The sequence below is a fragment of the Streptomyces sp. LE64 genome (genome assembly GCF_052606915.1).
Window position 1 is genome coordinate 36,968 of the sequence record NZ_CP199708.1, and the last position, 26,426, is coordinate 63,393.

At 75.2% G+C, this 26,426-nt stretch carries 14 protein-coding genes; 3 read left to right on the plus strand and 11 right to left on the minus strand.

Translation table 11 applies throughout. From position 1 onward, the window contains the following. Positions 1-14 precede the first annotated feature (14 nt). Positions 15-1,409 (minus strand): cytochrome P450, encoded by a 1,395-nt coding sequence (locus ACSMX9_RS00180; RefSeq protein ID WP_445398837.1) that lies wholly within the window; start codon positions 1,407-1,409, stop codon positions 15-17. After that, positions 1,406-8,461 (minus strand): SDR family NAD(P)-dependent oxidoreductase, encoded by a 7,056-nt coding sequence (locus ACSMX9_RS00185; protein WP_445398840.1) that lies wholly within the window; start codon positions 8,459-8,461, stop codon positions 1,406-1,408. Before ACSMX9_RS00185 ends, ACSMX9_RS00180 begins: the two co-directional genes overlap by 4 nt. A gap of 1,449 nt (positions 8,462-9,910) precedes the next feature. Between ACSMX9_RS00185 and ACSMX9_RS00190 the strand changes: the two genes are divergently transcribed. Then, the gene (locus ACSMX9_RS00190) at positions 9,911-12,880 is read left to right on the plus strand and encodes a LuxR C-terminal-related transcriptional regulator (RefSeq protein ID WP_445398842.1); all 2,970 of its coding nucleotides are present in this window, start codon (positions 9,911-9,913) and stop codon (positions 12,878-12,880) included. A gap of 78 nt (positions 12,881-12,958) precedes the next feature. On the opposite strand, the gene ACSMX9_RS00195 is transcribed toward ACSMX9_RS00190, so the two are convergent. Genes ACSMX9_RS00195 through ACSMX9_RS00205 form a run of 3 tightly spaced genes read right to left on the minus strand, consistent with a single transcriptional unit; the run spans position 12,959 to position 16,013 of the window. Beyond that, complete coding sequence (locus ACSMX9_RS00195; protein ID WP_445398844.1) at positions 12,959-13,978, minus strand: methyltransferase; 1,020 nt, start codon at positions 13,976-13,978, stop codon at positions 12,959-12,961. Further along, the gene (locus ACSMX9_RS00200; RefSeq protein WP_445398846.1) at positions 13,975-15,288 is read right to left on the minus strand and encodes an FAD-dependent oxidoreductase; all 1,314 of its coding nucleotides are present in this window, start codon (positions 15,286-15,288) and stop codon (positions 13,975-13,977) included. The genes ACSMX9_RS00195 and ACSMX9_RS00200 overlap by 4 nt, the downstream gene beginning before the upstream one ends. Further along, positions 15,285-16,013, minus strand: coding sequence for a class I SAM-dependent methyltransferase (locus ACSMX9_RS00205; protein WP_445398848.1), 729 nt, complete (start codon positions 16,011-16,013; stop codon positions 15,285-15,287). The genes ACSMX9_RS00200 and ACSMX9_RS00205 overlap by 4 nt, the downstream gene beginning before the upstream one ends. A 335-nt stretch (positions 16,014-16,348) precedes the next feature. Here ACSMX9_RS00205 and ACSMX9_RS00210 point away from each other — a divergent pair, with 335 nt between their 5' ends. Continuing rightward, positions 16,349-18,013, plus strand: a complete 1,665-nt coding sequence (locus tag ACSMX9_RS00210) for an FAD-dependent monooxygenase (RefSeq protein WP_445398850.1) — start codon at positions 16,349-16,351, stop codon at positions 18,011-18,013. On the opposite strand, the gene ACSMX9_RS00215 is transcribed toward ACSMX9_RS00210, so the two are convergent. Genes ACSMX9_RS00215 through ACSMX9_RS00225 form a run of 3 tightly spaced genes read right to left on the minus strand, consistent with a single transcriptional unit; the run spans position 17,952 to position 22,503 of the window. Next, the gene (locus ACSMX9_RS00215) at positions 17,952-19,268 is read right to left on the minus strand and encodes a cytochrome P450 (protein ID WP_445398851.1); all 1,317 of its coding nucleotides are present in this window, start codon (positions 19,266-19,268) and stop codon (positions 17,952-17,954) included. The genes ACSMX9_RS00210 and ACSMX9_RS00215 overlap by 62 nt on opposite strands. Next, complete coding sequence (locus ACSMX9_RS00220; RefSeq protein ID WP_445398853.1) at positions 19,265-20,959, minus strand: FAD-dependent monooxygenase; 1,695 nt, start codon at positions 20,957-20,959, stop codon at positions 19,265-19,267. Before ACSMX9_RS00220 ends, ACSMX9_RS00215 begins: the two co-directional genes overlap by 4 nt. Further along, a complete protein-coding gene (locus ACSMX9_RS00225) occupies positions 20,956-22,503 on the minus strand; it encodes a flavin monoamine oxidase family protein (RefSeq protein WP_445398855.1) in 1,548 nt (515 codons plus the stop codon). Before ACSMX9_RS00225 ends, ACSMX9_RS00220 begins: the two co-directional genes overlap by 4 nt. A 338-nt stretch (positions 22,504-22,841) precedes the next feature. Here ACSMX9_RS00225 and ACSMX9_RS00230 point away from each other — a divergent pair, with 338 nt between their 5' ends. Next, the gene (locus ACSMX9_RS00230; RefSeq protein ID WP_445398857.1) at positions 22,842-23,687 is read left to right on the plus strand and encodes an alpha/beta hydrolase; all 846 of its coding nucleotides are present in this window, start codon (positions 22,842-22,844) and stop codon (positions 23,685-23,687) included. A 6-nt stretch (positions 23,688-23,693) separates the two neighbouring features. On the opposite strand, the gene ACSMX9_RS00235 is transcribed toward ACSMX9_RS00230, so the two are convergent. The 3 genes from ACSMX9_RS00235 to ACSMX9_RS00245 are packed head-to-tail and all read right to left on the minus strand — an operon-like array spanning position 23,694 to position 26,116. Next, complete coding sequence (locus ACSMX9_RS00235) at positions 23,694-24,224, minus strand: flavin reductase family protein (protein WP_445398859.1); 531 nt, start codon at positions 24,222-24,224, stop codon at positions 23,694-23,696. After that, on the minus strand, positions 24,224-24,514 hold the full coding sequence (locus tag ACSMX9_RS00240; protein WP_445398861.1) for a hypothetical protein: 291 nt from the start codon (positions 24,512-24,514) through the stop codon (positions 24,224-24,226). The genes ACSMX9_RS00235 and ACSMX9_RS00240 overlap by 1 nt, the downstream gene beginning before the upstream one ends. A 24-nt stretch (positions 24,515-24,538) precedes the next feature. Then, positions 24,539-26,116 (minus strand): tryptophan halogenase family protein, encoded by a 1,578-nt coding sequence (locus ACSMX9_RS00245; protein WP_445398863.1) that lies wholly within the window; start codon positions 26,114-26,116, stop codon positions 24,539-24,541. Between the last annotated feature and the right edge of the window lie 310 nt (positions 26,117-26,426).

The window sequence follows — 26,426 nt, forward strand, 5'->3', positions numbered from 1 at the left end:
CCACAGCATCCCCGTCACCACTGACAGTCGGGCTCCCGCACGGGGTCGGCGCACGCGGACTGCGGGGCCGTCCGGTCGGTGATCCGCATGTGCAGGCCGCGGGGGGTGAGGGTGGACAGGGCCGAGGGCCGGGGCGGTCGCGGGTCGGTCGGCTCCAGTCGCCACCGGGTGGCGATGGTGGCGAGGACCACGGTGGCCTGGACGGTGCCGAAGCGGTCGCCGATGCACTTGCGGGCCCCGGAGCCGAAGGGGAGGTAGGCCGTGCGGTCGGGGCGGGCGTCGAGCCAGCGGTCCGGGTCGAACCGGTCGGGCTCGGGGTAGCGGTCGGGGCGGCGGTGGACGAGGTAGGGGCTGATGCCGAGGACGGTGCCCCGGGGCAGCGGGACGGCGCCGAGGACGGTGTCCTCGGTGACCTCGCGCGTCATCAGCCACAGGGGTGGGTACAGCCGGAGCGCCTCGGTGAGCACGTGGCCGGTGGTGGTCAGGGCGGGCACGTCGGCGAGGGTGGGGGGTGCGCCGGCGAGCACGGTGTCCAGTTCCCGGTGCACCCGGTGTTCGATCCGGGGGTGCCGGGCGAGCAGGTACCAGGCCCAGGCCAGGGCGCCGGCGGTGGTCTCCACTCCGGCCACCAGGAAGGTGAGGAGCTGGTCGACGGCCTCCCGGTCGGTGGGCGGCGGCACGTCCGGGGCCCCGTCCGGTCCGCCGGGGTGGAGCAGGGCGTGCAGCAGGTCGTCGTGGGGGGCGGGGTCGGCCCGGCGGGCGGTGACGAGTTCGGCGAGCGCGGTGCGCAGCCGGGTCCGGGCCCGGTCGTAGCGGCGCCGTTCCGGGCCGGGCAGGTGCCGGAGGACGGCGGGGGTGAGGGCGCGGCGGAGCACGCCCTCCACCACGGTGGTGATGTCCTCGGTGAGGGTGCGGGCGGCACGGGCCGGGGGCGGGGTCGCGAACATGGTGGTGAGGGCGGTGCGCACGGTGAGGGCCATCATCGTGGGGACGACGTCGAGGACCTGCCCGGGTCGCCAGTCGTCGACGACGGTGCGGGCCGTGTCGGTGAAGCGCAGGGCGTAGGCGGGGAGTCGGGCGGGGTGGAAGGAGGGTTGGCACTGGCGTCGTTGGCGCCGGTGGTCGGCGTGGGAGCAGGTGATGAGGCCGTTGCCGAGCAGTTCGCGGCCCCGTTCGCGCAGGGGGCCGCCCTTGTCGAAGACCCGGTCGTTGAGGAGGACGTGGCGGGTGAGTTCGGGGTCGCACACCACGATCACCGAGCGGGGTCCGATGCGCACCCGGACCAGGTCGCCGAGGGCGGGCAGCCGGGTCAGGAAGGCGAGCGGGGCCCGGGCGAGGGGCAGGGCGTGGCCGAGGAGCGGGAGGCCCCCGGGGGCGGTCGGCACGGCGGGGGGCGGGGTGGCGTTCACCGGGTTCCTTCGGCGGGTGAGGGCGTCGCGGGCTCGTCCCGGTCGGACGGGTGGGGTGCGGCGGGCAGGGAGTCCAGCCAGGGGTCCATGGCCCGGACGGTGTCCGGGGCGTGTTCTTCGAGGAGGGAGAAGTGGGTCGCGGTGACGGGGTGGCGGGTGTGCGGGTGGGGCCAGTGTTGCGGCAGGTCGCTGTCGTGCGGGTGGACGAGGAGGGTGGGGGCGTCCAGGGGCGGCGGGGCCCAGTCGGCGAAGAGCCGGGAGTAGGCGCCGACGGCGGTGAGCATGGCGGGGGTGACGAGCGCCCGGGCTCCGCGCACCCGTTCGGTGACCTGGGCGGCGAGCCGGTCTGGTACGGCGCTGAGCAGCGGCGGGTCGAGGAGGACGAGTCCGGCGACGGGGGTGCCGTGCTGGTGGAGGGTGTGGGCGAGGGCGTGGGCGAGCAGCCCGCCGGAGGAGTGGCCCAGCAGGACCCGGGGTTGCCCGGGGGCGAGGCGGGTGACGGTCCGTGCCCAGGCCCGGGTGAGGGTGGGCAGGTCGGCGGGGAGGCACTCCTCGTCGTGGAGGCCGGGGAGCCGGATGGTCCAGGCGTCGCGTCGTCCGTCGAGGAGGGCCGCCAGCCGGGCGTAGGGGGTGGAGCTCGGGGAGGCGGTGAACGGCGGAAGGCACAGCAGGAGCGGGCGGGCCGGTCCCCGGCCGAGGCGTTCCCAGGCTCCGGTGGGCAGTTCGTCGGGGCGGGTGGTGGTGCGGCGGTGGCGGGCCCGTTCGTGCAGGTGGCGTCGGCCCGCCGGGTAGTCGCCCCGGGCCCAGGTGTCGAGGACGGTGCCGACGAAGTCGTCGGCGGGCGGCGGGGCGGGGGCCGGCGCGGGGGTGAGCAGGCCGTCGAGGTGGTGGGCGAGGGCGAGGGGGGTGGGGTGGTCGAACACGGCGGTGGCGGAGAGTCGGACGCCGGCGGCCCGGCTGAGCCGGGTGCGCAGTTCGACGGAGGCGAGGGAGTCGAAGCCGGTCTCGCGGAAGCGGTGTTCGGGGCGGACGGCTTCGGGACCGGGGTGGCCGAGGACGGTGGCCGCATGGCTGCGGACCAGGGCGAGCAGGTGGGTGAGGCGTTCGTGGGCGGGAAGCGCCAGCAGCCGCTCGCGCTCTTCGGGCGCGTCGGCGCTCGGAGCGGGGCGGGTCGGTGTGCCGGTCGGGGTCCGCCCGCGGCGGACCAGGTCGGCGAGCAGGTCGGCGGGGGCCTGGCCGGGGGGTGTGGGGGCCACGGCGGTGACGGCGGTGTGCGGGACGTCCAGGTCGAGGGCGAGGTCGAGGCCGGCCAGGGCCTGTCGGGTGCTGAGGGGGGCGAGTCCCTGCCGGGAGAGTCGGGCCTGGTCGGTGGCGTCCAGGTGGGCGGTCAGTCCGCTGGTCTCCTGCCACAGGCCCCAGGACAGGGAGGTGGCGGGCAGTCCCCGGTGGCGTCGGTGGTGGGCGAGGGCGTCGAGGAAGGCGTTGGCCGCCGCGTAGTTGGCCTGTCCGGGGGTGCCGATCAGTCCGGCCATGCTGGAGTAGAGGACGAAGGCGGCGAGGTCGTGGTCCCGGGTCAGGTCGTGCAGGTGCCAGGCCGCCTCGGCCTTGGTGCGCACCACGGTGTCCAGGCGCTGGGGGGTGAGGTCGGTGACGAGGCCGTCGTCGAGGGCGCCGGCGGCGTGGACGACGGCGGTGAGGGGGTGGCGGGCGGGGACGGCGGCGAGCACTTCGGCGAGGGCGGCGCGGTCCGCCGCGTCGCAGGCGGCGAAGGTCACCCGGACCGGGCTGCCGGGGCGGTCGGCGAGTTCCCGGGCCAGGGCGCGTGCTCCGGGGGCCCGTTCGCCGCTGCGGCTGACGAGCAGCAGGTGGCGGACGCCGTGGACGTCCGCGAGGTGACGGGCCGTCAGCATGCCGAGGGTGCCGGTGCCGCCGGTGATCAGGACGGTGCCGTCCGGGTCGAGTGCGGTGCGCCGTGTCAGGGCGAGCTTGCCGGTGCTGCGGCCCTGGCTGAGGAAGCGCAGGGCGGCCCGGGCGTGCCGCAGGGGCCAGGTGCGCAGGGGCAGCGGGGGCAGGACGCCGGAGCGGAAGAGGTGGAGGAGGTGGCTGAGGGAGCGGTCCGGGTGGGGGTGGTCGCGGACGTCGAAGGCGCGGTAGTGGACGTCGGGGTGGTCGGCGTGCACCTTCTCCGGGTCGCGGACGTCGGTCTTGCCCATCTCCAGGTAGCGGCCGCCGGGGCGCAGCAGGCGCAGGGAGGCGTCGACGAAGGGGCCGGCGAGGCTGCCGAGGATCACGTCGAATCCGGTGCCGGCGGTCGCCCGCAGCAGGGTGTCCTCGAAGTCGGGGGTGCGGGAGTCGGCGATGCGGTCACGGGGGATGCCGTGGGCGGTGAGCAGTTCGTGCTTGCCGGTGCTGGCGGTGGCGTAGACCTCGGCGCCCAGGACGCGGGCGAGTCGGGTGGCGGCGGTGCCGACGCCGCCGGCCGCGGCGTGGACGAGGACGCGCTCGCCGGGGCGCAGGTGGGCGAGGTCGACCAGGGCGTGGTGGGCGGTGAGGTAGGCGGCGGTGGCGGTGGCCGCCTGGGGCAGGGTCCAACCCTCGGGGACGGGGATGACGAGGCGGTGGTCGACGTCGACCCGGGGTGCGTATCCCCCGGCCTGCCACAGCAGGCAGGCGGCGACGCGGTCGCCGGGGCGGATCGCGGTGACGTCGGTTCCGGTGTCGATGACCGTTCCGGCGATCTCGAAGCCGATGGCGTCGCCCTCGGCCATGCCCAGGCCGACGACCGCGTCGCGGAAGTTGACCCCGCAGCTGTGGACCTGCACCCGGACCCGGTCGGGCGCGGGTCGGTCGGGGTAGGGGGTGGTGGGGTGCCGCGGTGCGATGTCCTCCAGGGTGCGGCTGGGGGCGGGGACCAGTCGCCAGGGCGGGGTGTCGTCGGGGAGGGCGAGTCCGTCGTCGTCGTGGGCGGGGGCGAGCCGGGGGACGAGGGCCCGGTCCCCGCGCAGGGCGACCTGGGGGTGTCCGGCGTGCACCACGGCGGCCAGCGCGGCGTCGTCCGGGGTGGCCGCGTCCGGGTCGGGGGCCGGGTCGGTGTCGACCAGGAACACCCGTCCGGGGTGTTCGTTCTGCACGGAGCGCAGCAGTCCTGCGCAGGCGGCGGCGACCGGGTCGTGGACGGTCTCCCCGAAGCCGGTGGGGTGGACGCCTCGGGTCAGCACCAGCAGTCGCGTGGGGCTGAGCGCCTCGTGGGCGAGGTAGGTCTGCACCTCGGTGAGCAGGTGGGCGAGTCGGTGGCGGAGCGCGCGCGTCGGGTCGCCGCAGGCTGGGGCGAGGTCGAGGAGCGCGGCCCCGGGTGCCGGGGTGCTGTTCGTCACGGACCGGGCCAGGGCGGCCATGTCGGGGTGGCGGCGGCGGGCCGACGGCCGGTGCGGGGACCCCACGTCGACCCAGTCGGTGGGGAGCGGGACCTCGTCGGGCAGGTCGACCGGGTGCCAGCGCACGGTGAAGAGGGTGGGGTCGGCCGCGGCCAGTGCGGCGCGCATCCGGTGCGCGGTGGTGGGCCGCATCCGGAGGTCGGTCATCCGCACCACGGTGTGCCCGGCCGGGTCGGTGGCGGTCAGGGACACCCGGTCCTCGGACGCCCGGACCAGGGTGGCGTCCAGATCGGTGGCGCCCTCGGCGAGGAGTTCGACGCGGCCGACGGCGTGGGGCAGGAGGGTGCGGTCGGTGTCGCCTTCGGTGAGCAGGCCGTGCAACAGGGCGTCGAGCAGGGCGGGGTGGACGGTGTACCCGTGCGGGGCAGTGTCACCGGGTGCGGGGAGGCGGGCCCGGGTGTACCGGGTGCCGTCGGTGCGCCAGGCGCCGGTCAGTCCGCGGAAGGTCGGACCGTAGGCGTAGCCGCGGGCGGCCAGGGCGTCGTAGCAGGCGTCGACGGGGACGGGTGTGGCGCCGGGCGGCGGCCAGGGCTGGGCGGAGGGGGCGGCGGGGGGCTCCGGCGGGGTCGGCGCGGGTGCGGTGGCCTCCGCGTGCCGGGTCCAGGTTCCCGTGGTGGTGCCGTTGCGGGAGTGGAGGGTGAGCAGTCGTCCACCGGTGTCCTCGGGGGTGCAGTGCACCTGGAGGTCGATGACGGCGGCTTCCGGTACGACGAGGGGGGCGTGCAGGACGACGTCGTCCAGGCGGAGCGGGAGGCCGGCGCGGCGGGCGGTGTACAGCAGGAGTTCCAGCATCCCGGTGGCGGGCAGCAGCACGGTGCCGTGGACGGCGTGGTCGGCGAGCCAGGGGTGGGCGGTGAGGGAGAGCCGTCCGGTGCACAGCAGCGAACCGTCCGGGAGTTCCACGGCGGCGGTGAGCAGGGGGTGGTCGCCGGGGTGCAGTCCGGCCGCGGCGAGTTCGGGGGTGCGGCGGGCGGCGGGCCAGTAGCGCTGTCGTTGGAAGGGGTAGGTGGGCAGGTCGACGGTGCCGGCGGACGGGTACAGGGTGGACCAGTCGAGGGGGGCGCCGCCGGTGTGCGCGGCGGCCAGTGCCTCGGCGAAGCCGGCCGTGCCGGCGCGGTCGCGGTGCAGGGTGGCGCTGAGGGCGACGGTGGTGCGGGCCTCGGTGGCGATGTCCCGCAGCGGGCCGGTGAGCACCGGGTGCGGGGAGACCTCGACGAACTGGGTGAAGCCGGCCGCGAGCGCGGTGCGCACCGCCTTCTCGAAGAGGACGGGTCGACGCAGGTTGCGGTACCAGTAGGCGGGGTCCACCTCGCCGTCCGCGAGGCGCTTCCCGGTGGTGGCGGAGAACATCGGGACGGTGGCGGGCCGGGCGGTGGTGTCCGCCAGTGCCGCGTGCAGGGGGTCGCGCAGGGGCTCCACGTGGCGGCTGTGGGAGGCGTAGTCGACGGGGAGGCGGCGGGCCCAGACCTCGTCCCGGGCGCAGGCGTCGAGCAGCGCGGTGACGGCGTCCTCGTCCCCGGCGACGACGGTGGCCGCCGGTCCGTTCTCCACCGCGACCTCGACGCGCCCGGCCCAGGGGGCGAGGAGTTCGGCCGCCCGGGACGCGGGCACGGCCAGTGAGGCCATCGCGCCGCGGGTGGTGAGGGTGCGCAGGAGTCGGCTGCGCAGGGCCACCACCCGGGCGGCGTCGGCGAGGCTGAGGGCACCGGCGACGTGCGCGGCGGCGATCTCGCCCTGGCTGTGTCCGATGACCGCGCCGGGGTGCACGCCGTGCGCGCGCCACAGCTCGGCGAGGGCCACGTACATGGCGAACAGGGCGGGTTGGACCACCTCGGCGCGGTCCCGTTCCGCGGCGGGGGACGTGCCGCGGACCACTGCGGTGACGTCGCTCTCCGTCCAGGGCCGCAGGGCGCGGGCGCACCGGTCGAACGCCGCGGCGAAGACCGGGGACTCGGCGAGCAGTCGTGCGCCCATGGCGGGCCACTGCGCGCCCTGGCCGGGGAAGACGAACACCGGACCGGGGCCGGCAGCGGCCCGGGCGCGGACCAGGCCCGGGGTCTCGCGGTCGGCCGCGAGCGCATCCAGAGCGGCGAGCAGGGCGTCCCGGTCGGTTCCGGTCACGGCGGCCCGTTCGTCGAGGGGGCCGCGGGTGGTGGCCAGGGAGTGGCCGAGGGCGACGGGGTCGGTGGTCGGGTCGGCGCGCAACCGGTGGGCGAGGGCCGCGGCTTGCGGGGGCAGGGCCTCGGGGGTGGCGGCGTACAGCGGCCACACCAGGGGGGCTTCGCCCCGTCGGGGGCGGACCACCCGGCGGGCGGAGGGCGCTTCCTCCAGCAGGACGTGGGCGTTGGTGCCGCTGATGCCGTAGGCGAGGACGCCGGCGCGGCGGGGTTCGGCGCCGCGCGGCCAGGGGCGGGCGGCGTGCAGCAGGCGCATGGTGCCGCGTGACCAGTCGACCGCGGGGGTGGGGTGGGCGGCGTGCAGGGTCGCGGGCATCTCGCCGTGTCGCAGGGCGAGCACCGTCTTGATGAGTCCGGCGAGGCCCGCGGCGGCCTGGGTGTGGCCGATGTTGGACTTCGCCGAGCCGATCCACACGGGGGCGTCGGGGTGGCGACCGTCGGCGTACGCGCTCTGGAGGGTGGCGGCTTCGACGGGGTCGCCGACCGGTGTTCCGGTGCCGTGGGCCTCGATGAGGTCGATCTGGTGCGGGTGCAGGTCGGCATCGCGCAACGCGTCGGTGATGACGGCCTGTTGGGCGAGTCCGTTGGGCACGGTGAGCCCGGCGCCGGTGCCGTCCTCGTTGAGGGCGCTGCCCCGGATGACGGCGAGGACGCGTTGGCCGGTGGCACGGGCGCGGGAGAGCGGGGTCAGCAGCAGGGCGGCGACCCCTTCGGCGGGGGCGAAGCCGTCCGCGTCGGCGGCGAAGGACTTGCAGCGTCCGTCGGGGGTGACGGCGCCGAGCCGGGAGAAGTAGACGAGGACGTCGGGCTCGGCCATCACGCACACACCGGCGGCGAGCGCGCTGTCGCACTCCCCGGCGCGCAGGGCACGGACGGCGAGGTGCACGGCGGCGAGGGAGGAGGAGCAGGCGGTGTCCACGGAGAGCGCCGGGCCGTGCAGCCCCAACGCGTAGGAGATGCGTCCGGCGGCGGCACTGACCGACAGCCCGGTGGGCAGGTACGCCTCCAGGTCGGCTTCGGGTTCGCCGAGGCGGCACAGGTAGCGGCTCTCGCTGATGCCCACGTAGACGCCGGTGCGGGAGCCGCGCAGGCTCGCGGGGGCGATCCGGGCGTGCTCGACGGTGCCCCAGGCGCATTCCAGCAGGAGGCGCTGTTGGGGGTCCATGGCGGTGGCTTCGCGGGGGCCCACTCCGAAGAACGCGGCGTCGAAGTCCCCGATCCGGGGGAGGAATCCGCCGTGGCGCACCCGGGTGCTCCCGGCCGTCGCGGGGTCGGGGTGGGTGAGGCGGCCCAGGTCCCACCCCCGGTCCCGGGGGAGCCCGGTGCGGAAGTGGTGCCCTGCCGACAGGAATCGCCAGAACGCTTCGGGGGACGTGCAGTCGCCCGGGAAGCGGCAGTTCATTCCGATGACGGCGATGGATTCCTGGACGGAAGGCCCCACGCCACACCTCCTGGTGGGTTGCGCCGCGACGGGTCGATCACTGCGGTGGTGGACGGAAGACCACCACCGCAGTCCCCGGGGCGGCCGGGGCCTTCGGGCGGTCGGTGGCCCCGGGAACGGCGTCAGGTGCGCTGGTGCGCTGCGGCGTTGTGCAGTGTTGAGGTCACGGAGGGACCCCGTCAAAACCCGTTCACCCGTAAGGTCGGCCGCCCCTCCCCTCCGGTGCGCTGAGCGGCCGACACCCGTACGTCCTCCGGACGTTCGGACGATTCGGCGGGTCGGGGCCGCCGTCCGGTCGGTTCGGTTCCGGTCGCGACGTCGGGCCCGCAGGGACCGGGGACGGGGGCCGTGGCGCGGACGCTCCTCGGGCTCGGGCTGCCCGCAGACGGCTCCGCTCGGTGCGGGACCTCGGCTTCCCTTCTCTCGGGTCGTCGGGGCCGGGAGCGCACGCCCCGTCAGTCGTCGGCCATCCGGCCCGGGGTCGCGGCGGTGGGGGCGCGTCGGGCGTTCCCGGCGGGGACGGCATCGACTTCCACGCCGGTCGCTCCGCAGCCTGCTCCGCCTTTGTTCCGCCGCGGCGATACCGGTGCTCCTCCGGGGTGTTCTCCGCCCCGGAAGGTCTGCGATTCGGGGCGGAACTCCATCGGCCACGACGCGCACACGCCCTTTCCGATTCCCCGTGGAGGGTGGTGAATTCCGCGCACGAATTTTCGCTCTCCATGCGGGGCGACGATTTCGCGGGGCGGGCGGAAAAGGGGCGCATCAGGGGGCGCGGGGCGACGCCCCCCGGAGCGTTGACGCACGGGGAGGGTGAAGTGCCCGGGAATTCACGCGGGGCGCACCCCCTTCCCGGGGCGGCCGGGCCTCCGCAGGCGTCGAAGGGAGTGTGGCACGGGCACCTCGTGGGCGCGCGCGGGGCCCGTGGAACCCGCTCGCCCCTCAGGGAACACCCGGGCAAAACGCGCCATAGAACCCATTCACGAAGTGAAGCCCACCCGCCCCTCTCGCACATTCAGGTGAGACTCCCCCGTCGAAACGTCCCGATCATGCTCGTCATTCAGTTCGGATGCGACCTCCGCATCGTCGTCCGGACGCAACCGGGGCGGGCGGAGTCACTCTTCCCGACGACCTTGCCCCCTGCGTATGCTGAGATCACTGCATCCACCAGCCAAGAATGCAAGCGCTCCACTCACTCCCCTTTTTCCGACGAATCCCTTCAAGGCATTCCTCCGCCCGTTCTCCTTTTCCGACGCATACCGGTGCCGCGCCGAGCGGCACGGAGAGCGGCGGAAGCGACGGCCGCCGGTCCGACACCGTTTCCGCCCCGTCGCGCGGCGCCGACGCCGCCCGATGCCCGCACGGCACGGACCACGGAACGCCGCCGGTCCCCGACGTTCGACGGCCCGAGGGGGCCGCACGCGACCACCACCCCTCTGCGCAGGAGAGATCATGAACGCGAAGACGCTCGAAAAACCGGACGATCCCGCCGTTCCGCTCCCCCGGATCGTCGTCCGGCCGCTCCGGGGGCGCGACGGCCACCTGGAGCAGATACGCGCGGCCCTGCTCACCACCGCGGAGGGCCGGCAGGGCGGGATCACCCTGCTGGAGTCACCCGCCGGCAGCGGCAAGACCCGGCTGCTCCAGGAGTCCGGAACCCTCGCCGAGGCGCTCGGCTACACGGTGCTCGACTGCTCCACCACCGGCGCGTGGCGCGGCGACGAGACCCCGTCGACGCTCCTGGCCACCGGGCGGGCGGTGACCACCCGGGTGCCCCGCCCGGTGCGGCCCACCGGCCCGGTGCAGATCCAGGCGCAGATCGACGCCGGACTGCGGCGCGGACCGGTGCTGGTCGTGGTGGACGACGCCCAGTGGGCCGACCCGGTGCAACTGCGCACCCTGTGCGGGCTCGCCCTCAAACTCGTGACCGTTCCGGTGCGGTGGCTGCTCAGCATGCGCACGGAGGACGCCCGGTCGGCGAACGGGCTGTTGCTGCGCAACCTCACCACCCATCGTGCGCAGTGGCTCACCCCGCTCGCCCCGCTCGACGACGCCTCGGTCGCCGATCTGATGGGCGATCTGCTCGGCGCCCGGCCCAGCGACGACGTCCGCGCCTTGGGCGAGAGCCTCGGCGGCAGCCCGCAGGCCGTCGTGGAGTTGGTGCGCGGGCTGGCGGAGGAACGGTGCCTGCGGATGGGCGGGGACACCGTGAGCCTGGTGGCCGAACCCCTGGCGAGCGGGTTCACCTCGGCCGTCGCCGCCGATCCGGGCGCCCACCTGCCCGCGACGTTCCAACGACTGATGCGGGACCGCCTGGACCGGCTCGCACCGGGGACCCAGCGGCTGCTCCAGGTGGCGGCGGTGCTCGGGCCGTCCTTCCTGCCTCGCGATCTGGCGGACATGGCCGACGAGCGTCCCGTCCAACTGCTGGGCCCGCTCCAGGAGTCGTTGGCCGCGGGCGTCCTCACCAGCGGCCCCGAAGAGTTCGCCTTCCACCGCGAGGCGATCTGGTACGCGGTGCTCGGGACGGTCCCCCCGCTGATGCGCTCGTTGCTGCACCGGCAGGCGGCCAACATGATCCTCGACCGGCTCGGGGACGGCACCGCCGCGGCGGTGCACCTGGTGCACTGCGCCCACGCCGACGACGCCCAGGCCATCGCCACCATCCAGGCGGCGGCGGAACGGCTGTTGCCCCTCGCCCCGCAGGCCGCCTCCGCCCTGGCGCTGCGCGGACTCGACATCACCCGCCCCGCGCAGCCCGCCTATCTGGCGCTGGCGACGACGGCGACCGCCGCGCTGGTGCGCTCCGGCACGCTCCACCGGGCCGTCGAGGTCGCCGAACGGGTGCTGGCCGTGCACCAACGGGCCGGCGACGCCCCGTCCGGACCGTCACCGGACTGTGCGTACACGGACCCCCGCACCTGGCCGCTGCGGGCCTGGTTGGCCACGGCCCTGCTGCTGCGCGGGGACGCGTCCGCCGTTCCCCGTCTGCTGCGCAACCCCGCGCCGCAGGGCCCGGCGACGACCGGCGCGCCGGGACCGGACGGCCCCTCCCCCCTGCTGCTGCGCCTGACGGTGCTGTCCCACACCGACGAGCGGGCCGCGCTGGCCGCGGCCGACGAGGTCCTGCGCGCCGAGGAGGACCACCAGGAGGACGAGCGGGCGGCGGCCCGCACCATCCGGGCCACGGCCCTGTGGTCACGGGGCCGTCTGGACGAGTCCCTCGCCCTGCTGGAGCGGACCGAGGTGCCGCCCGAGGCGGGCGGCGGCATCTGGCAGGGCAACGCCCTGTGGAACCGGGCGTGGCTCCTGATCAAGATGCGCAGACTCGACGAGGCCGCCGCAGCCGTCGACACCATCCGCCGCAGCATCGACACCCGCTCCAACGGGGTGTTGGACCCGGTCCAGCACGCCCTGCGCGCCTGGATGTGCTTCGCCCGGGGCGAACTCGCCGACGCTGAGGCCCATGCCGCGGCGGGGCTCACGGCGGCGGCCGAGGCCCGGATGCCCCTGTGCGAGCCCCACCTGCGGGCGGTGCTGGTCGCCGTGGCCTTGCGCCGTGGCGACCTCGCCGAGGCGTTGGAACGGCAGGCCCAGTGGGACCGGGGCGAACCCTGGGACCCGTCGGCCGGTCCGGTAGACCCCGAGGCCCCGCCCCGTCCGTGGTGGGCGCTGCGGTGTCTGCTCACAGCCCAGGTGACGGCCGCGCGGAGGGGGGCCGAACAGGCGCTGGAGGTGCTGCGGGACGCCCGTCTCCACGTGGGTCCGCGGCGGCAGTTGACGGTGGAGGACCCCACGGCCACGGCCTGGTGCGTGCGCACCGCGCTGGCGGCGGGCGACCGGGAGTTCGCGGTCCGCATGGTGGAGTGCGCCGAGGAGATCGCGGCGGCGGCCCCCGGGCACCCTGCGGTCGCCGCCGCGGCCGACCACGGGCGGGCGCTGTTGGACGGGAACGGGGCGTTGTTGTCCCGCGCCGCGGAGCACTACGCCGACCCGTGGGGAGCCGCTTCGACGACCGAGGACATGGGCGTGCTGCTGGGCCCCGAGGACCGGGACGGCGCGATCGGCGCGTTCAACCGGGCGATGGCCCGGTACGACGCCCTGGGCGCCAAGCGGGACTCCGCCCGGGTCCGCAGACGGCTCCGCCGGCTCGGGGTCCGACGACGACACTGGAACCTGGTCGCCCGGCCGCAGACCGGCTGGGACAGCCTCACCGGGGCCGAGGAGAAGGTGGCGCACCTGGTGGCCCGTGGACTGACGAACCGTCAGGTCGCCGGGGAGTTGTTCATCTCCCCCCACACGGTGAGCTTCCACCTGCGGCAGATCTACCGGAAGCTCTCGATCCAGTCGCGGGTGGACCTCACCCGGATCGTGTGCGCCCCCGTCGCCCAGCGGGACCGGGCCCCCTTCGACGGGCCCTGAGCGAGGCGGCGGGCGCCGGCCGCGGCGCCCGCCGCCCGAACCCGGTGCCGGGGGTGCCCCGTCCCGGCACCGGGTGACCTAGCGGGCCACCGCCTCGATGAGGCTCTGCGGCGAGCGGGTCGGGGTGACCCGGGTGCGACGGAGCCCGGCGGCCTCGAACAGGGCGTCGTACTCGCCCAGTTCGCGCTCGCGCCCCGGCAGCACCGCGAGCATGTCGAGGTCCAGCAGGGGGGCGAACCCGGGCTCCCCGGGCGGACCCAGCGGCATCTCGACCACGACCACCCGCCCGCCGGGGGCGAGGGCCTCCCGGCAGCGGCCCAGCAGGGTGGTGCAGGAGGCGTCGTCCCAGTTGTGCAGGACGGCCTTCAGTAGGAAGAGGTCGGCTCGGGGCAGGGGGTCGAAGAAGGACCCGGCGAGCACGGTGACCCGGTCGGCCAGCCCGGCCGCCCGCGCCGCCGCCTGTGCGGTCTCCGCCACGGCGGGGAGTTCGACCACCGTGCCGCGCACCCGTGGGTCGGCGCGCAGCACGGCGTGCAGGAGTTCCCCGTTCGCCCCTCCGACGTCCACCGCCGTCTCCGCCCCGCGGGTGTCGAGGAGGGTGGCGACCTCCTCGGACAGCCCGGCGGTCAGTTCGCCCATCGAGGCGGCGAATTGCTCCCCCTCCTCGGGGTGGGCCAGGAAGTGCGCCCAGATGTCCCGGCCGAGTGCCTCCTGCGTCTGCGGGGTTCCGGTCCGCACCGCCTCGGGGAAGCGGCCCCAGGGCTGCCAGTGGCCGGGGGCGCCGTGCACCAGGGCGATCGTCCGCAGGGACCGTGGGGCGTCGGTGCGCAGGGTGTCGAGGAGCGGGGTGGAGCCGTAGCGGCGGCGCGCGTCGACCTCGACCAGGTCGAGGGCCGCACAGGCCCGCAGCAGCCGGGCCAGGCCGTCGGGGTCGGCGTCGACCCGGCGGGCCAACTCGGCTGCCGTCAGGGATCCCTGGGCCAGGTGGTCGGGGATCGACAGCTCGGCGACGGTGCGCACGATCTGGGTCCGCCAGTACCCGGTGATCAGGGACATCATGCGTTCGTCGACCGAGGGGCGGGGGGCGGGTGCGGTCATGCTCGTCCCTTCTCCGGGTGGCTCCCGCGGGGGCGCGGCGGTCGCGGGGGCGCGGTGCGCACGTGCTCGGGGCGGAACCCGAGGCCGATGATCCGGCTCATCAGCAGTTGCGCGGGGCGGCACCGGGCGAACAGTCGGGGGGCGGGGGGCTGACGGCCCTTCTTCACCGTGGTGTCGATGCCGAAGCGTTGGGTGCCCCGTTGCAGTCCCTGGGACAGGACCGTGGCGAGCAGCCTGCGGCGACGCACCGCGGCCAGCAGCGCGTCGTCGAACCGGGCACCGGTGCGCTGGGCGTGCAGGAGCGGGGCGGTGAGCGCGTTGGCGGTGGCGACGGCGTCCTGCACGGCCAGGTTGACGCCGAAGCCGGCGACCGGGGACATCGCGTGCGCGGCGTCCCCGATGAACAGCAGGCCGGGCCGGTGCCAGCGGTCCAGCCGGTCGATGCGGGCTTCGAGGACGCTGAGTTCGTCCAGGGAGCGCAGTTCGTGCACCCGGTCGGCGAGGAAGGGCACCAGTGCGGCGAGGTCGGCTCGGAAGGCGTCCAGCCCGGCGCGCCGCACGGCGTCGAGGCCGCCGCGGGTCGTCTCGTAGGACATCTGCCAGTAGTGGCCGCGGTCGGTGGCCCCGAAGATCCGGCCCGGGCCGACCCGCACGCAGATGCCTTCGTCGGGGTCGGTCGGCCGGCGGGAGATCCGGAAGAAGGCGACGTCCAAGGAGCGGCCCAGCAGTCGGGGCCGGGCTCCCACCTCCTCGCGGAGCGTGGAGTGCCGGCCGTCCGCGGCGACCACCAGGGTGCAGTGGACTTCGAGGTCACCGGCCCGGCCGCGGGCGCGCACCCCCCGCACCCTGCCGTCCGCGGAGCGCAGCACGCCGTGGGCGGCGGTGCCCATCAGCAGCCGGTGCGCGGGATGGCGGCGGCCCTCGGCGGTGATCAGGTCGAGGAAGTCCCACTGGGGGACGAAGGCCATGTACGGGTAGGCCACCCGGAGCCGGGTGAAGTCGGCGATGTCGGTACGGCGGCCGTCCTGCACGACGCCGATGGTGGTGACCTTCTGGTGTGGCAGGGCGTGGAACCGGTCGATGAGGTCGAGTTCGTCGAGGAGTTGGAGGGTCGCGGGGTGCACGGTGTCCCCGCGGAAGTCGCGGTGGAAGTCGTGGTGCCGCTCCAGGATCACCGTTTCGATTCCGGCGCGGGCGAGCAACAGGCCGAGCATCGCGCCGGCGGGCCCGCCGCCGACCACGCAGACGGTGGTGCGCACGGGCTCGACCGCGCAGCCGGCGTCCGGGAGCGCCGCCGGCGGAGGGCTCACGGGGCGTTCCACACGGCGGCGCTCATGGTGGGGATGAGGTCCCGGGTGAAGGTCACGCCGGGCAGGTGGGCGCGGTAGGCGTCCTCGAACCCGGTGTGGGTCAGGGGGGTGTGGGCCGCGCTCATCTCCAGCCAGCGCGGGTGCAGCATCATCCGCAGCGAGTCGGCGGCGGCGTCCGCGTCGCCCGACACCTCGTACAGGGTGCGGGCGGTGTCGAAGGCGTAGGCGCACTGCTCGCCGGGGCGGGCGGCGTGCGCCTCCTCGGGTTGGGTGACGTCGATGACCACGAGCCGTCCGCCGGGGGCGACCAGGTCCCGCAGCCGCGGCAGCACCGTCGCGGCGGGGCCCAGGTGGAAGACGGAGTTGACGGACAGCACCAGGTCGAAGGTGCCGTCGACGGCCGGGGAGAGTGCCAGGGCACTGCGGTGCTGGTAGCTGACCGGGACGCGGCTCGGTTTGGCGGCGGCGAGGTCGAGCATCCGGCGGGAGATGTCGACGCCGACCACCTCGTCGTACCGTTCGGCGAGCAGCACGCAGTTGTTGCCGCTGCCGCAGCCGACGTCCAGGGCCCGCCGTCCCCCGGGCAGCCGTTCCACCAGCCAGGAGCGGACCGGGCTGGTGGCCGCGTCACGCACCTGGGTGAACCGTTCGTACAGGTCGGCGAGGTCGTCGAAGTACGGCTCGGGGCGGCTGGGCCCGGTGGTCTCCTGGGCGGCAGGGGTCATCGACACGTCCTCGGGGTGCGGCGGGGTCGGCGGCTTCCCCCGGCGCGGCCGGTCGGGGCCCGGGGGTGTGGGGGGAGGGCCCGAACGTACCGGCCGGGGACGACGGCCGGAAGCGGAAGGGGAGGTGACACGCCGGATACCGCGCACTCGCGCGGGGTGGCGCGTCCCGGCGCGCGCGCCACCCCCTCCACCGCGGGGCCGTGGGGGGCCGCCCCGCCGCAACAACCGTCAGTCCGCGCGCGCGGCGCGCGATGCGGAGGGGGGTGGGCGGGGGTCAGACTCGGGCCCGTGGGCCCAGTCCGGGCCCGAAGTCCGAGTCCACGCTGAGGGGTCACATGCACGACGCACACGACTGCGACGTCCTCGTCGTCGGGGCGGGACCGAGCGGGCTGACCGCCGCCCTGGCCCTGGCGCAGCAGGGGGTACGGGTACGGATCGTGGACCGCGGGTCCGGTCCGGTCGAGGAGGCACGGGCCGCGATCGTGCACGCCCGGACGTTGGAGCTGCTGGACCGGTTGGGGGTGGCGGAGCAGGCGGTGGCCCGGGGGCTGCCGATCGCCGAGGTCGCGATCCACGAACGGGGACGGCCGGCCGGGCGGATGCCGCTCGCGGGCGCTGGCACGGCGGCGTGGTCCCGCTTCCCGTACGCGCTGGCGTTGGAGCAGTTCGAGACGGAGCGGCTGCTGGTGGACGCGCTGGCCGAGCACGGGGTGACCGTCGACTGGGACACGGCGGTGGACGGGCTCGACGACTCCGGGCGGGGCGTGCGGGCGCGGACGCGGCGCGCCGGGGCGGCCTGCGAGGTGACGGCGCGCTGGTTGATCGGCGCGGACGGGGCGAGCAGCACCGTGCGGCACCTGTTGGGGCTGGACTTCGGGGGGCGCACCTACCAACAGAGCGGCATGCTCGCCGATGTCACCCTGGACGTGGACCTCGGGGTGCGGGGGATGCGGTTGAACCTCACGCGGGGCGGTTTCGTCGGCATCCTGCCGCTCGCGAGCGGCAGGTGCCGGCTGTTCGGCGTGGTGCCGCCGTGGATCCACCACGGGGACGAACCCGCCGCGGTGTCGCACGAGGCGTACGCCCCGCTGGAGCCGGAGGTGCTGCGCCGGTGGTTCGCGGACTTCTTCCGGGTGGACGCGGAGTTGCGGGAGGTCGTGTGGGCGTCGATGTTCCGGTTCCACAGCCGGATCGCGTCGCGGTTCGACTCGGGGAGCTGCTTCCTGATCGGGGACGCGGCGCACATCCACAATCCGGCGGGGGGCCAGGGGCTCAACCTGGGCATCGGGGACGCGGTCAACCTGGCGTGGAAGTTGGCGGAGGTGACGCACGGACGGGCTCCGGCGTGGTTGGTGGAGACCTACGACGCGGAGCGGCGGCCGGTCGCGCGCACCGTGCTGAAGCGGACGGACCTGGGGTTCCGGGCGGAGACGGGCAACAGTGCGGTAGCGGTGTGGATGCGGACCCATCTGGTGACCCGGGTCATCGGTGCGGTCAGCCGGTTGGCGCCGGTGCGGCGGTTGTTCTTCCACATCTTCTCGCAGCTGTGGATCACCTACCGGGGCAGCCGTGCGGTGGCCGGCGGCCCGCGGGTCGCGGGACGGCTGCGTCCCGGGGACCGGGCTCCGCACGCCCCGCTGGGGGGCGCCGGCGGCGAGGGCCAGGGGGGCGGGCGCAGCGTGTTGGACCTGACCCACGGCGCCGGCTACCACGTGCTCTGCTTCCCGGGCGTGTCCGGTGCCGCGGCGGGCGTCGGTGAGGTGGCGGAGGCCTTGGACGACCGCTATCCCGGGCTGGTGACCGTCCACGAGGTGCCGCCGCGGGAGGCGGCGGCCCGGCGGGCGTACCAGGTGCGGGGGGCGCGGTGGGTGGTGGTGCGGCCGGACGGGCACGTGGCCGTTGTGGTCGACCTACCGGACGCCGATCCGGTGGGGCGGCTCACCGCCCATCTGGACCGGGTGCTGGTCCCGGCGTCGCAACGGGATCCAGACGCAGGGTGAGTCGGGAGGGGCCGTGGAAGACGAGGTCGTAGGGGTAGGCGACCTCGTCGACGGCGAGGGTGCCGGAGGGGCGGGGTCCGCCGAGGCCGTCGAGGGCGGCCAGCAGCAGTCCGAGCCCGATCTCGATCTCGGCCCGGGCGAGTGCGGCGCCCAGGCAGTAGTGGATGCCGAGGCCGAAGCTGAGGTGGCGGCCCCGCCGGTCGAGTCGGAGCGCGTCCGGTTCGGGGAAGCGGGCGGGGTCCCGGTTGGCGGCGCCGAGCAGGACGACGACCTTGCTGCCCCGCGGCACCGGGTGGCCGCCGAGGGTCAGGTCCCGGTAGGCCCAGCGGGTGACGGCCTGCACGGGCGGGTCGAAGCGGACGAGTTCGTCCACCGCGGACGGCGGGACGCGGGGGGTGCGCCGCAGCGCCGCCCAGGACTCGGGGCGCGCGGCGAGGGCGAGGACGGATTTGGCGAGGGTGTTGGTGGTGGTCTCGTGGCCGGCCGTCATGAGGTGCACGCAGGTCGCGACGGTCTCCGTGTCGGTCAGTGACCTACCGCCGGGCCGGGCGGTGACGAGCAGGGACACCAGGTCCGGGCCGGGGTCGGTGCGGCGGTGGACGGCGAGGTCGAGGAAGTAGGCGGTGAGTTCGCGGGCGGCGGCGTCGGCGCGGCGGGGCGCGGCGGGGTCGTGCGCCGCCCGGCTGCTGCTGGCCTGCTGCACGTCGACGGCCCGGTCCCGCAGCCAGGGCCAGTCCTCGGGCGGCACGCCGAGCAGGGCGGAGATCACCAGGATCGGGAAGGGGGCGGCGAACGCTTCGACGAGGTCCACCACCCCCTCGCGGCGGGCGGTGGTGGTCAGGTCGCGGAGCAGGTCGGCGGCGATGGTGCGGATGCTTTCCCGCAGGTCGGTGACGACTGCGGGGGTGAACTCCCGGTTCACCACGGACCGCAGCCGGGTGTGGCGGGGCGGGTCGAGGAAGACCAGCCAGTTCTCCACGAGGGCGCGCAGCGCGGAGTGTCCGTCCGGGGCGGGGTCGGTGCCCCGGGCCCGGTGGGCGCTGCGCCCGTAGGCGGGGTCACCGAGGACGGTGACGACCTCGGCGTGGCCGAGCACGTAGTGGGTGGGGGGCGCGTCGGGGGCGGTGGGGTCGGGCACCGGGTGGACGGGGGAGGCGGCGCGGTAGCGGTGGTACACCGGGTAGGGGTCGACGAGCCGGTCGGCGGACCATCCGGTGAGGCCGAACGGGGGGAGCGCGGCGCGGGTGCGGTTCATGGACGTCCTCGGGGATGGCCGGGCGGCTCGGGCCGGTGGGGTGCGGCCGGGTGGTGGGCGCCGGTGACCCGGGCGACCACGGTGGCGGGGTCCGCGGGCGGTGCGTCGCCGCGCCAGGCCACGTGTCCGTCCGGGCGGACCAGGACGAAGGGCCGTTCGTAGCTGTCGGCGAGGTCGGGGGACTCGTAGCGGTGCACGGTGAACGGGGCGCCGCGGTCGGCGAAGGCGCGGGCGAAGCCGTCGATGCGGGGCGACGGAACGCCGGCCAGCAGGACGAAGCCGTTGCCGAAGAGGTCCAGCGTCGATCTGCCCGGGGCCAGCCAGACGTGCGGGGCGCGGGAGCCGGGTCGGGTGCCGGGGCGTCGGTCGGGGCCGGTGTCGTGGGGGGCGGTGGGGTCGGGGACCACGATCGGGGAGTCGGCGTAGCGGAAGCCGAGGTGGATCTCCGGGGCGTCGAACTCCCGGCCCACTCCCCCGCGGGCGAGTGCCGTGCTGATCGTCCGTCGCAGCCGCTCGCCCTCGGGGGTGTCGTCGTTGAGCGCGTCGGGAATCTCGCGGCCCATCGCCCGGGCGAAGTTGCGGTTGGCCTCCTCCAGTCCTTCGAGGGCGACGGGCCGCCGCTCGGCGGTGTAGCTGTCCAGCAGCCCGGGCCCGGCCCAGCCGTCCAGGGCCGCGGCGAGTTTCCAGCCCAGGTCGGCGGCACCGCAGATGCCGGTGTTCATGCCGAAGCCGCCGGACGGGGAGAGGGTGTGGGCGGAGTCGCCGACGAGGAAGACCGGTCCGGCGCGGAAGGTGTCGGCGACCCGGTGCACCAGGTGCCAGGTGTTGTCCGACAGCACCTCGACGGGGGTGTCGGGGGCGAGCGCCCGGCGGACGAGGACGTCCGCGTCGACGAGCGAGTCGGGGTGGCCCTGGAGGCCGACCGTGAGTCGGTAGAGGCCGGCGCCGTCGAGGGCGCGGAGCGGGAAGCGCAGGGCGGAGGACATCAGCAGGTAGTAGAAGTTGGCGTTGCTGGCGCCGAGTTCGGCGCGCAGCCGGGGGGCGCGGAAGAGGATGTTGCGGAAGACCCGGGTGCGGTAGCGGGCGGGGGCCGGGATGTCGCACTGCTTGCGGATCGGCGAGGAGGTGCCGTCGCAGGCGATGAGGTAGCGGGCGTGCACCGGGGCGGACCGGCCGGTGGTCAGGTCGGTGAGTTCGGCGCGCACCGCGTCGCCGTCCACCGTGACCCGGTCCACCCGGGTCCGCAGGTGCACGGGCCCGTCGGGGCCGGTCCCGAGTTCGGCGCGCAGCAGCGGGCCGAGCCAGTGCTGGGGGCAGATGGCGTCGGGTTCGGGGGTGTGCCGGAACGGGGGGCGGGTGTCCATGGTGTGGCGGGGCAGCCGGAACAGTTCGTGGCCACCGACCCGGGTCACCCAGACGGCGTCCAGGCTGTGGTCGCCGGGCCATCCCGAGTGGCGGATGCGGTCGGCGACGCCCCAGCGGCGGAAGAACTCCATGGAGCGCGGGCCGATGCTGCTGACCTTGGGGTGGGTGACGGTGCCGTCGCCGGCTTCGGCGAGGACGAAGTCGACGCCGCGCGAGCGCAGTTCGAGGGCGGTGGCGAGCCCGGTGGGGCCTCCTCCGACGATGAGCACGTCGGTGTCGCGGACCCGGCCGGGGGGTCGGGTTCCTGCGTCCGGCGCAGCGTTCAACGGTCCTCCCTGGTGGCGTGTGCGGCGGCCTCGGCGGGCGTGCGGTGGCCGGGCGCCGTCACCCGGCGGGGTGCGGTGTAGGCGTGGATCTGGCGGGCGGCGGCCAGCCCCGACTCCAGAGCGCCCTCGATCCAGGCGGGGGTCGTCGAGCAGTGCTCCCCGGCGAAGAACAGGGCGCCCTGGGGGTGGGCGGCCAGGGCGCGTTCCTCCTCCGCGGTGGCCGGCTCCTTGCTCCAGCGCACGGAGGCGGCGCCGCGGCTGGACGGGTCCTCGCCCCAGATCTGGGTCTCGGCGTCGATGACCATGCCCGGTTCGCCGAGTTCGGGGTGCATGGCGCTCAGTTCGCCGAGGACCGTGGCGACGAGCTTCTCCCGGGGGACCTCGCTCAGGGCTTCCGCGTCGGGTCCGATGGTGTAGCTGGCGAGGAGGGCGGCCCCGAGCCGGGGGTCGTTCTCCACCGGCGGGTAGTAGGTCTGCCGGGTCAGTCCGCCGGTGAAGGAGCCGCCGCCGCTGATCCCGTCGCGTTCCCAGAAGGCTTCGCGGCAGTGCAGTGCGACCTTGGTGGCCGGCCAGTACTGCATGTCGTTGACGACGGCGGTCTTGGCGGGTTCGACACCGGTGAGGGGCATCCGGCGCAGGACCGAGAACGGCAGGGTGCACAGGACGTGGTCGCAGGCCAGTCGGCGGGTCGAGAGCCCGTGCCGCACGTCGACGAGGACCGTGTCGGGCCGTACGTGCACGCCCAGCACGCGCTGTCCCCACCGCACGGGGCCCTTGAGGCGGCGGGCCAGCCGCCGGGGTATCTGGTCCATGCCGCCGTCGAGGCGGAACAGCGCCGAGGAGGTCTCGGTGACGACGTCGTCGAAGAAGTAGCGGAACCGGCCGTTGGCGGCGAACCCCTGGTGGTGGGCGAAGAACCGGTTGAGGTCGATGCGTTCGACGGGGCCGTCCACCAGGTAGGGGCGCACGTCGAGGACGGCGAGGAGGTCGAGGAGTTCGTGGTGGAGCCCGGAGAGCAGGGCGCGGCCGAAGGTGCCGGGGGCGACGGCGTCGACGCTCGCGGCGAGCCAGGCCGCGCAGAGCACGGTCTCAGGGCGGTAGGGGTGACCGGCGGGCAGGCTGCGGCAGAACTGTTCCACCAGGACGGGCGAGGCGTCCCGGACCCGTACGTGGCCGGCGGGGGTCTCCAGGTAGCTGGCGTCGTCGGAGAAGAGGGGCCGGAACTGCCGCACCCGGTCGCTCAGGCGCAGCCGGTCGATCCACTGCATGGTCAGGCGGTGGGCGGCGGGGATGCGCATGGCTCCCAGTTCGACGAGCGGGCCGCCGGCGGCGAAGCCGTGGGTACGGACCCGGCCTCCGGGGCGCAGCCGGGCTTCGAGCACCTGCACGCGGTGGCCGAGGCGTTCGAGCTCGTGCGCGGCGGCGAGTCCGGCAACGCCGGCTCCGAGCACGGTGATCCGCTTGGGTCGGCGGGCGGACGGGTCGGATGGGGGTGACGGAACGGCGGGGTCGCGGCCCGTGGCCGCCGGGCGTGTCCTGCGCACCGTGCTCCTTAGGGAGGGAGAGGGGACGGTTGCCGACGAGCTCCCTGGGGAGCGGGGCGGTGGGCCGGCCCGGGCGCTCCGGAGGCGGTCGGCGGACCGCCGGCCCGGTGCCGTCGTGGGCATCGACCCCGCCGTTTATCGTGCGAGGGCGTGGGCCCCACCCACATCCCCCTGCCGGCACGGGCCTTGACGGTTTGTGGTACCCGCGCGCGCCGGTGTCCGCGCGGGGCGGGGTTCCACACCCCGCGAGCCAGCGGATTCGCACGGCCCCGGGCCCGGTGGGCACGGGGTCGGGGCAGGCTGACTCCCCCGTTCCCCCCAGCCCCACGGAGTGTGCGATGGCGGAGCCCTCAGATCAGGTCGGACCGGACGCGCCCCCCGCGGCGGGGGTGCGCACCCATCTGCGCACCCCGGACGGGCTCTGGCTCGCCGGCACCCTGACCCCCGCGGTGGTCTCCCCGCCCGACACCGCCCGCGCCGCGCTGTTCCTGCACGCCGAGGGCGCCACCCGCGAGCAGGGCGGGCTCTACGCACAGGTCGCGCAGGCCCTGGCGACCGCGGGGGTGACGGGCCTGCGCTTCGACCTGCCCGGTCACGGGGTGAGCGAGGGGCGTCAGGCCGAGCTGAGCCTGTCGGGGCTCCTCAACGTGATCGGCGCGGGTTCGCGGCTGCTGAGGGAACGGATCGGGGCCACCCGGATCCATCTGCTGGCCGCGGGGTTGACCGGCGGGGTGGCCGCCGGGTACGCGGCGCGGCGCGGCACGGAGATCGAGCGGTTGGTGCTGTTCGATCCGCTGATCGACTACAAGGAACGGTTCGTGGACGGTTCCGGGGCGTGGCGCGACGGCTACCTGGACGAGGTGTCCGGCCGGGAGTTGGTGGCCGACGGGCGGGTGCGCTACTCCCCCGGGCTGACCCTGGGCAGGGCGATGCTCAACGAGGTGTTCTGGCTCCAGCCGCGCGGGGTGCTCGGTGCGATCACCGCGCCGACGCTGGTGGTGCACGGGACGGGGGCCTCCTGCGTGCCGCTGCGTTCCTCGCGGACCGCAGTCGAGGCCCTCTCCGTCGCGCGCCGGCTGTTGGACCTGACCGGGGCGACGGGTTCGGCCCGCACCACCGCCGCGGCGCGGGCGGCGGTGGAATGGCTCCTGGGGGCGGACCCGGGGCGCTCGGCCGAGCGGTGAGCCCGTCTACGGTGCGCCCCCGCCGGGCGGCTCCGCCTCGCGGGGCCAGGAGGCGTAGCGGCGCAGTCCGTACAGCAGGGGCCGGGGGGCCCGGTGTTGACGCATGCCGTACACCTCGCCGAAGACCACCGTGTGGCTGCCGACGACCTGGCGACCGCTGACCGCGCAGTCGGCGACGGTGTGCGCCTCCTCGACCAGGTGGGGCCCGCCGCGGTCGGCGGCGTGCTCCCAGCGCACCCGTTCGAACCGGTGCGGGGCGCCGGAGGCGAACAGTTCGGCGGCCGAGCGGGCCCCGTCGTGCAGGAGGTTCACCGCGAACGTGCCCTCCCGCAGCATGGTGTCCAGGGTGGGGCTGCCCACCCGCACGCACACCAACAGGGTCGGCGGACTCAGCGACACCGCGCACACCGCGGAGCAGGTCATCCCCCACGGCCGTCCGGAGGCGGTGTCCACCACGGTGAGGATCGCGACCCCGCTGGGGAAGCCGGCCATCAGGGTCCGGAACCGGGTCGGGGTGATCTGGTCGGACAGGTTCACTACGCACCGCCTTGGCGCGCGGGCGACTCGCGGCGAGCTGCGCACGCATCGATCGAGGAGAGCAACGGTCCGGTCGGGCCGGTGCCGGTCGTCACCCGGGCCGTGGTCGCGTTCCACCGGCCGGCCGAGCCGTGCTCCGGACGGTGCACGACTCCGACGAGGAACAGGACCGGGCCGACCTCGCCGACCGTGGCGAGGGGGTCGGCGAGGTGCTCGGGGAGGAGGGGGTCGAAGCGCCGCCCGCCGACGAGGGCGAGCAGGTGCAGACCCGCGACCACCGGCTCCGTCATGGTCCACGGCTTCCGGCGCCGTGGTCAGTGGAACTGGCTGAAGTAGGCGTACTGGCTGGGCAACGAACGTTTCAGCTCCGCGGCCTGGGCGGCGAGCAGCCGGAACTCCCGTCGGGCCGCGGTGGGGTCGAGGAGGGCGAGGCCGGGCGACGGGGAGAGCGGTATCCCGCCCAGCCCCAGGAGCATGCACACGTACGAGTACGCCTCGAACCCGTGGTAGTGCGGGTAGATGGACTCCGCGTGCGGCAGCTTGGTGCGCCACTGCTCGACGCGCTCGGCGAGGGAGTCGGGGATCGGCCGGGTCTTGGTGTCCTTCCAGTACGCGTTGTCCGCGCGGGCGGCGGCGTAGTAGTGCAGGACCAGGAACTCCCGCACCCCGTCCATGCACCGGTTGACCAGGCGGTTGTAGGCGTCGCGGAGCCCGGGCCGCCAGCGGGCGTCGGGGAAGTGCTTGACCAGTTGCTCCACGCCGTGCTGGATGAAGAAGATGCCGGTGGACTCCAGCGGTTCGACGAATCCGCTCGCCAGCCCCACCGCGACGCAGTTGTTGACCCAGGAGCGGCGGCTGCGGCCGATGCGCATGCGGATGTGGTTGGCCTCCAGGTCGTCGGCGGCGGGGCCGACGAACGCGCGCAGGGTGCGTTCGGCCTCCTCGGGCGAGCTGTAGTCCCGCGCGTACACGTAGCCGGTGCCGATCCGGTCGTACAGGGGGATGGTCCAGATCCAGCCCGCGGCCCGGGCGGTGGCGGTGGTGCAGGGGCGCAGCCCGCGGCGTTCGGTGTCGACGGGGACGCGCAGTGCGACGGCGCTGTCGTTGGGCAGGTTGCGCTGGTAGGACTCGAAGGGCTCGCCGAGCGCCTGGTTGATCAGCAGCCCCCGGAAGCCGGTGCAGTCGACGAAGAGGTCCCCGCTGAGGTCCCCGCTGGACCCGGTGGTCAGATGGGTGATCCAGCCGCGCTCGTCCTGGGCCACGTGCAGCACGTCGTCCACCACGTGGCGCACCCCGCGGGCGACGGCGTGGTCGCGCAGGTAGCCGGCGAGCAGCGCGGCGTCGAAGTGGTAGGCGTAGGGGAACTGGGTGTTCTGCTCGGCCAGGGTGCTGCGGCCGGGCGAGGGGTCGGTGCGCCGTCCGAGGTCCCCTTCGAAGAGGGAGCCGTCGAGGTGGCGGGGGGACCGGTGGTTGTCGCACAGGGTGCCGACGAGGAAGCACTCCTCGTCGAAGCGGCCGACCGGCCGGTCGCCGGACCCCTCGTCGGTCCGGGCCGCCCGGGACAGCCACCAGTCGGGGAGGGGGAACCCGTCGACGATCCGCTGCCGTTCGAACGGGTGGTAGAAGTGGTGTCCGGGGGCTCGCCAGTCCTCGAACCTGATGCCCAGTTTGTAGGTGGCGTTGCAGGCCGGCATCCAGTCCCGCTCGTCCAGCCCCAGGTAGGCGAAGAAGTGCCGCACGGTGCTGAAGGTCGCTTCGCCCACGCCGATGGTCGCGACCCGGTCGGACTCCACGACCGTGATGGATATCCGGTCGCCGAAGGCGGCGCTGAGGTACGACGCCGTCATCCACCCCGATGTTCCTCCGCCGACGACAACGATGCTTTCCAGCATGGGCAAACCTCCGAGAGGACGTGGGCCGCGCCCCGTGCGGGCGCTGACGGTCGGCGCGGCGAGGTGCATGGGCGGGCGGGGGGCGTCCGTGGGCCCCGAGCCCGCGCGGCACGGCCCCGCGGTCCGTTGGACCGGTGGGTCGGGTGCCGGGTGGCCCGGCTTGCTCGGAAGGCTAGGTCCGGGCGTCGCCCCGCGGGGCTCCGGTGCCCGGCGGGACGGCTCGAACCCCGTGCACGCGCAGGCTGGAACGGTCGCGGACCGGGCAGGCCCCCTCGTGCACCGCACGCCCCGTCGCGGTGGCGGGGGGTTG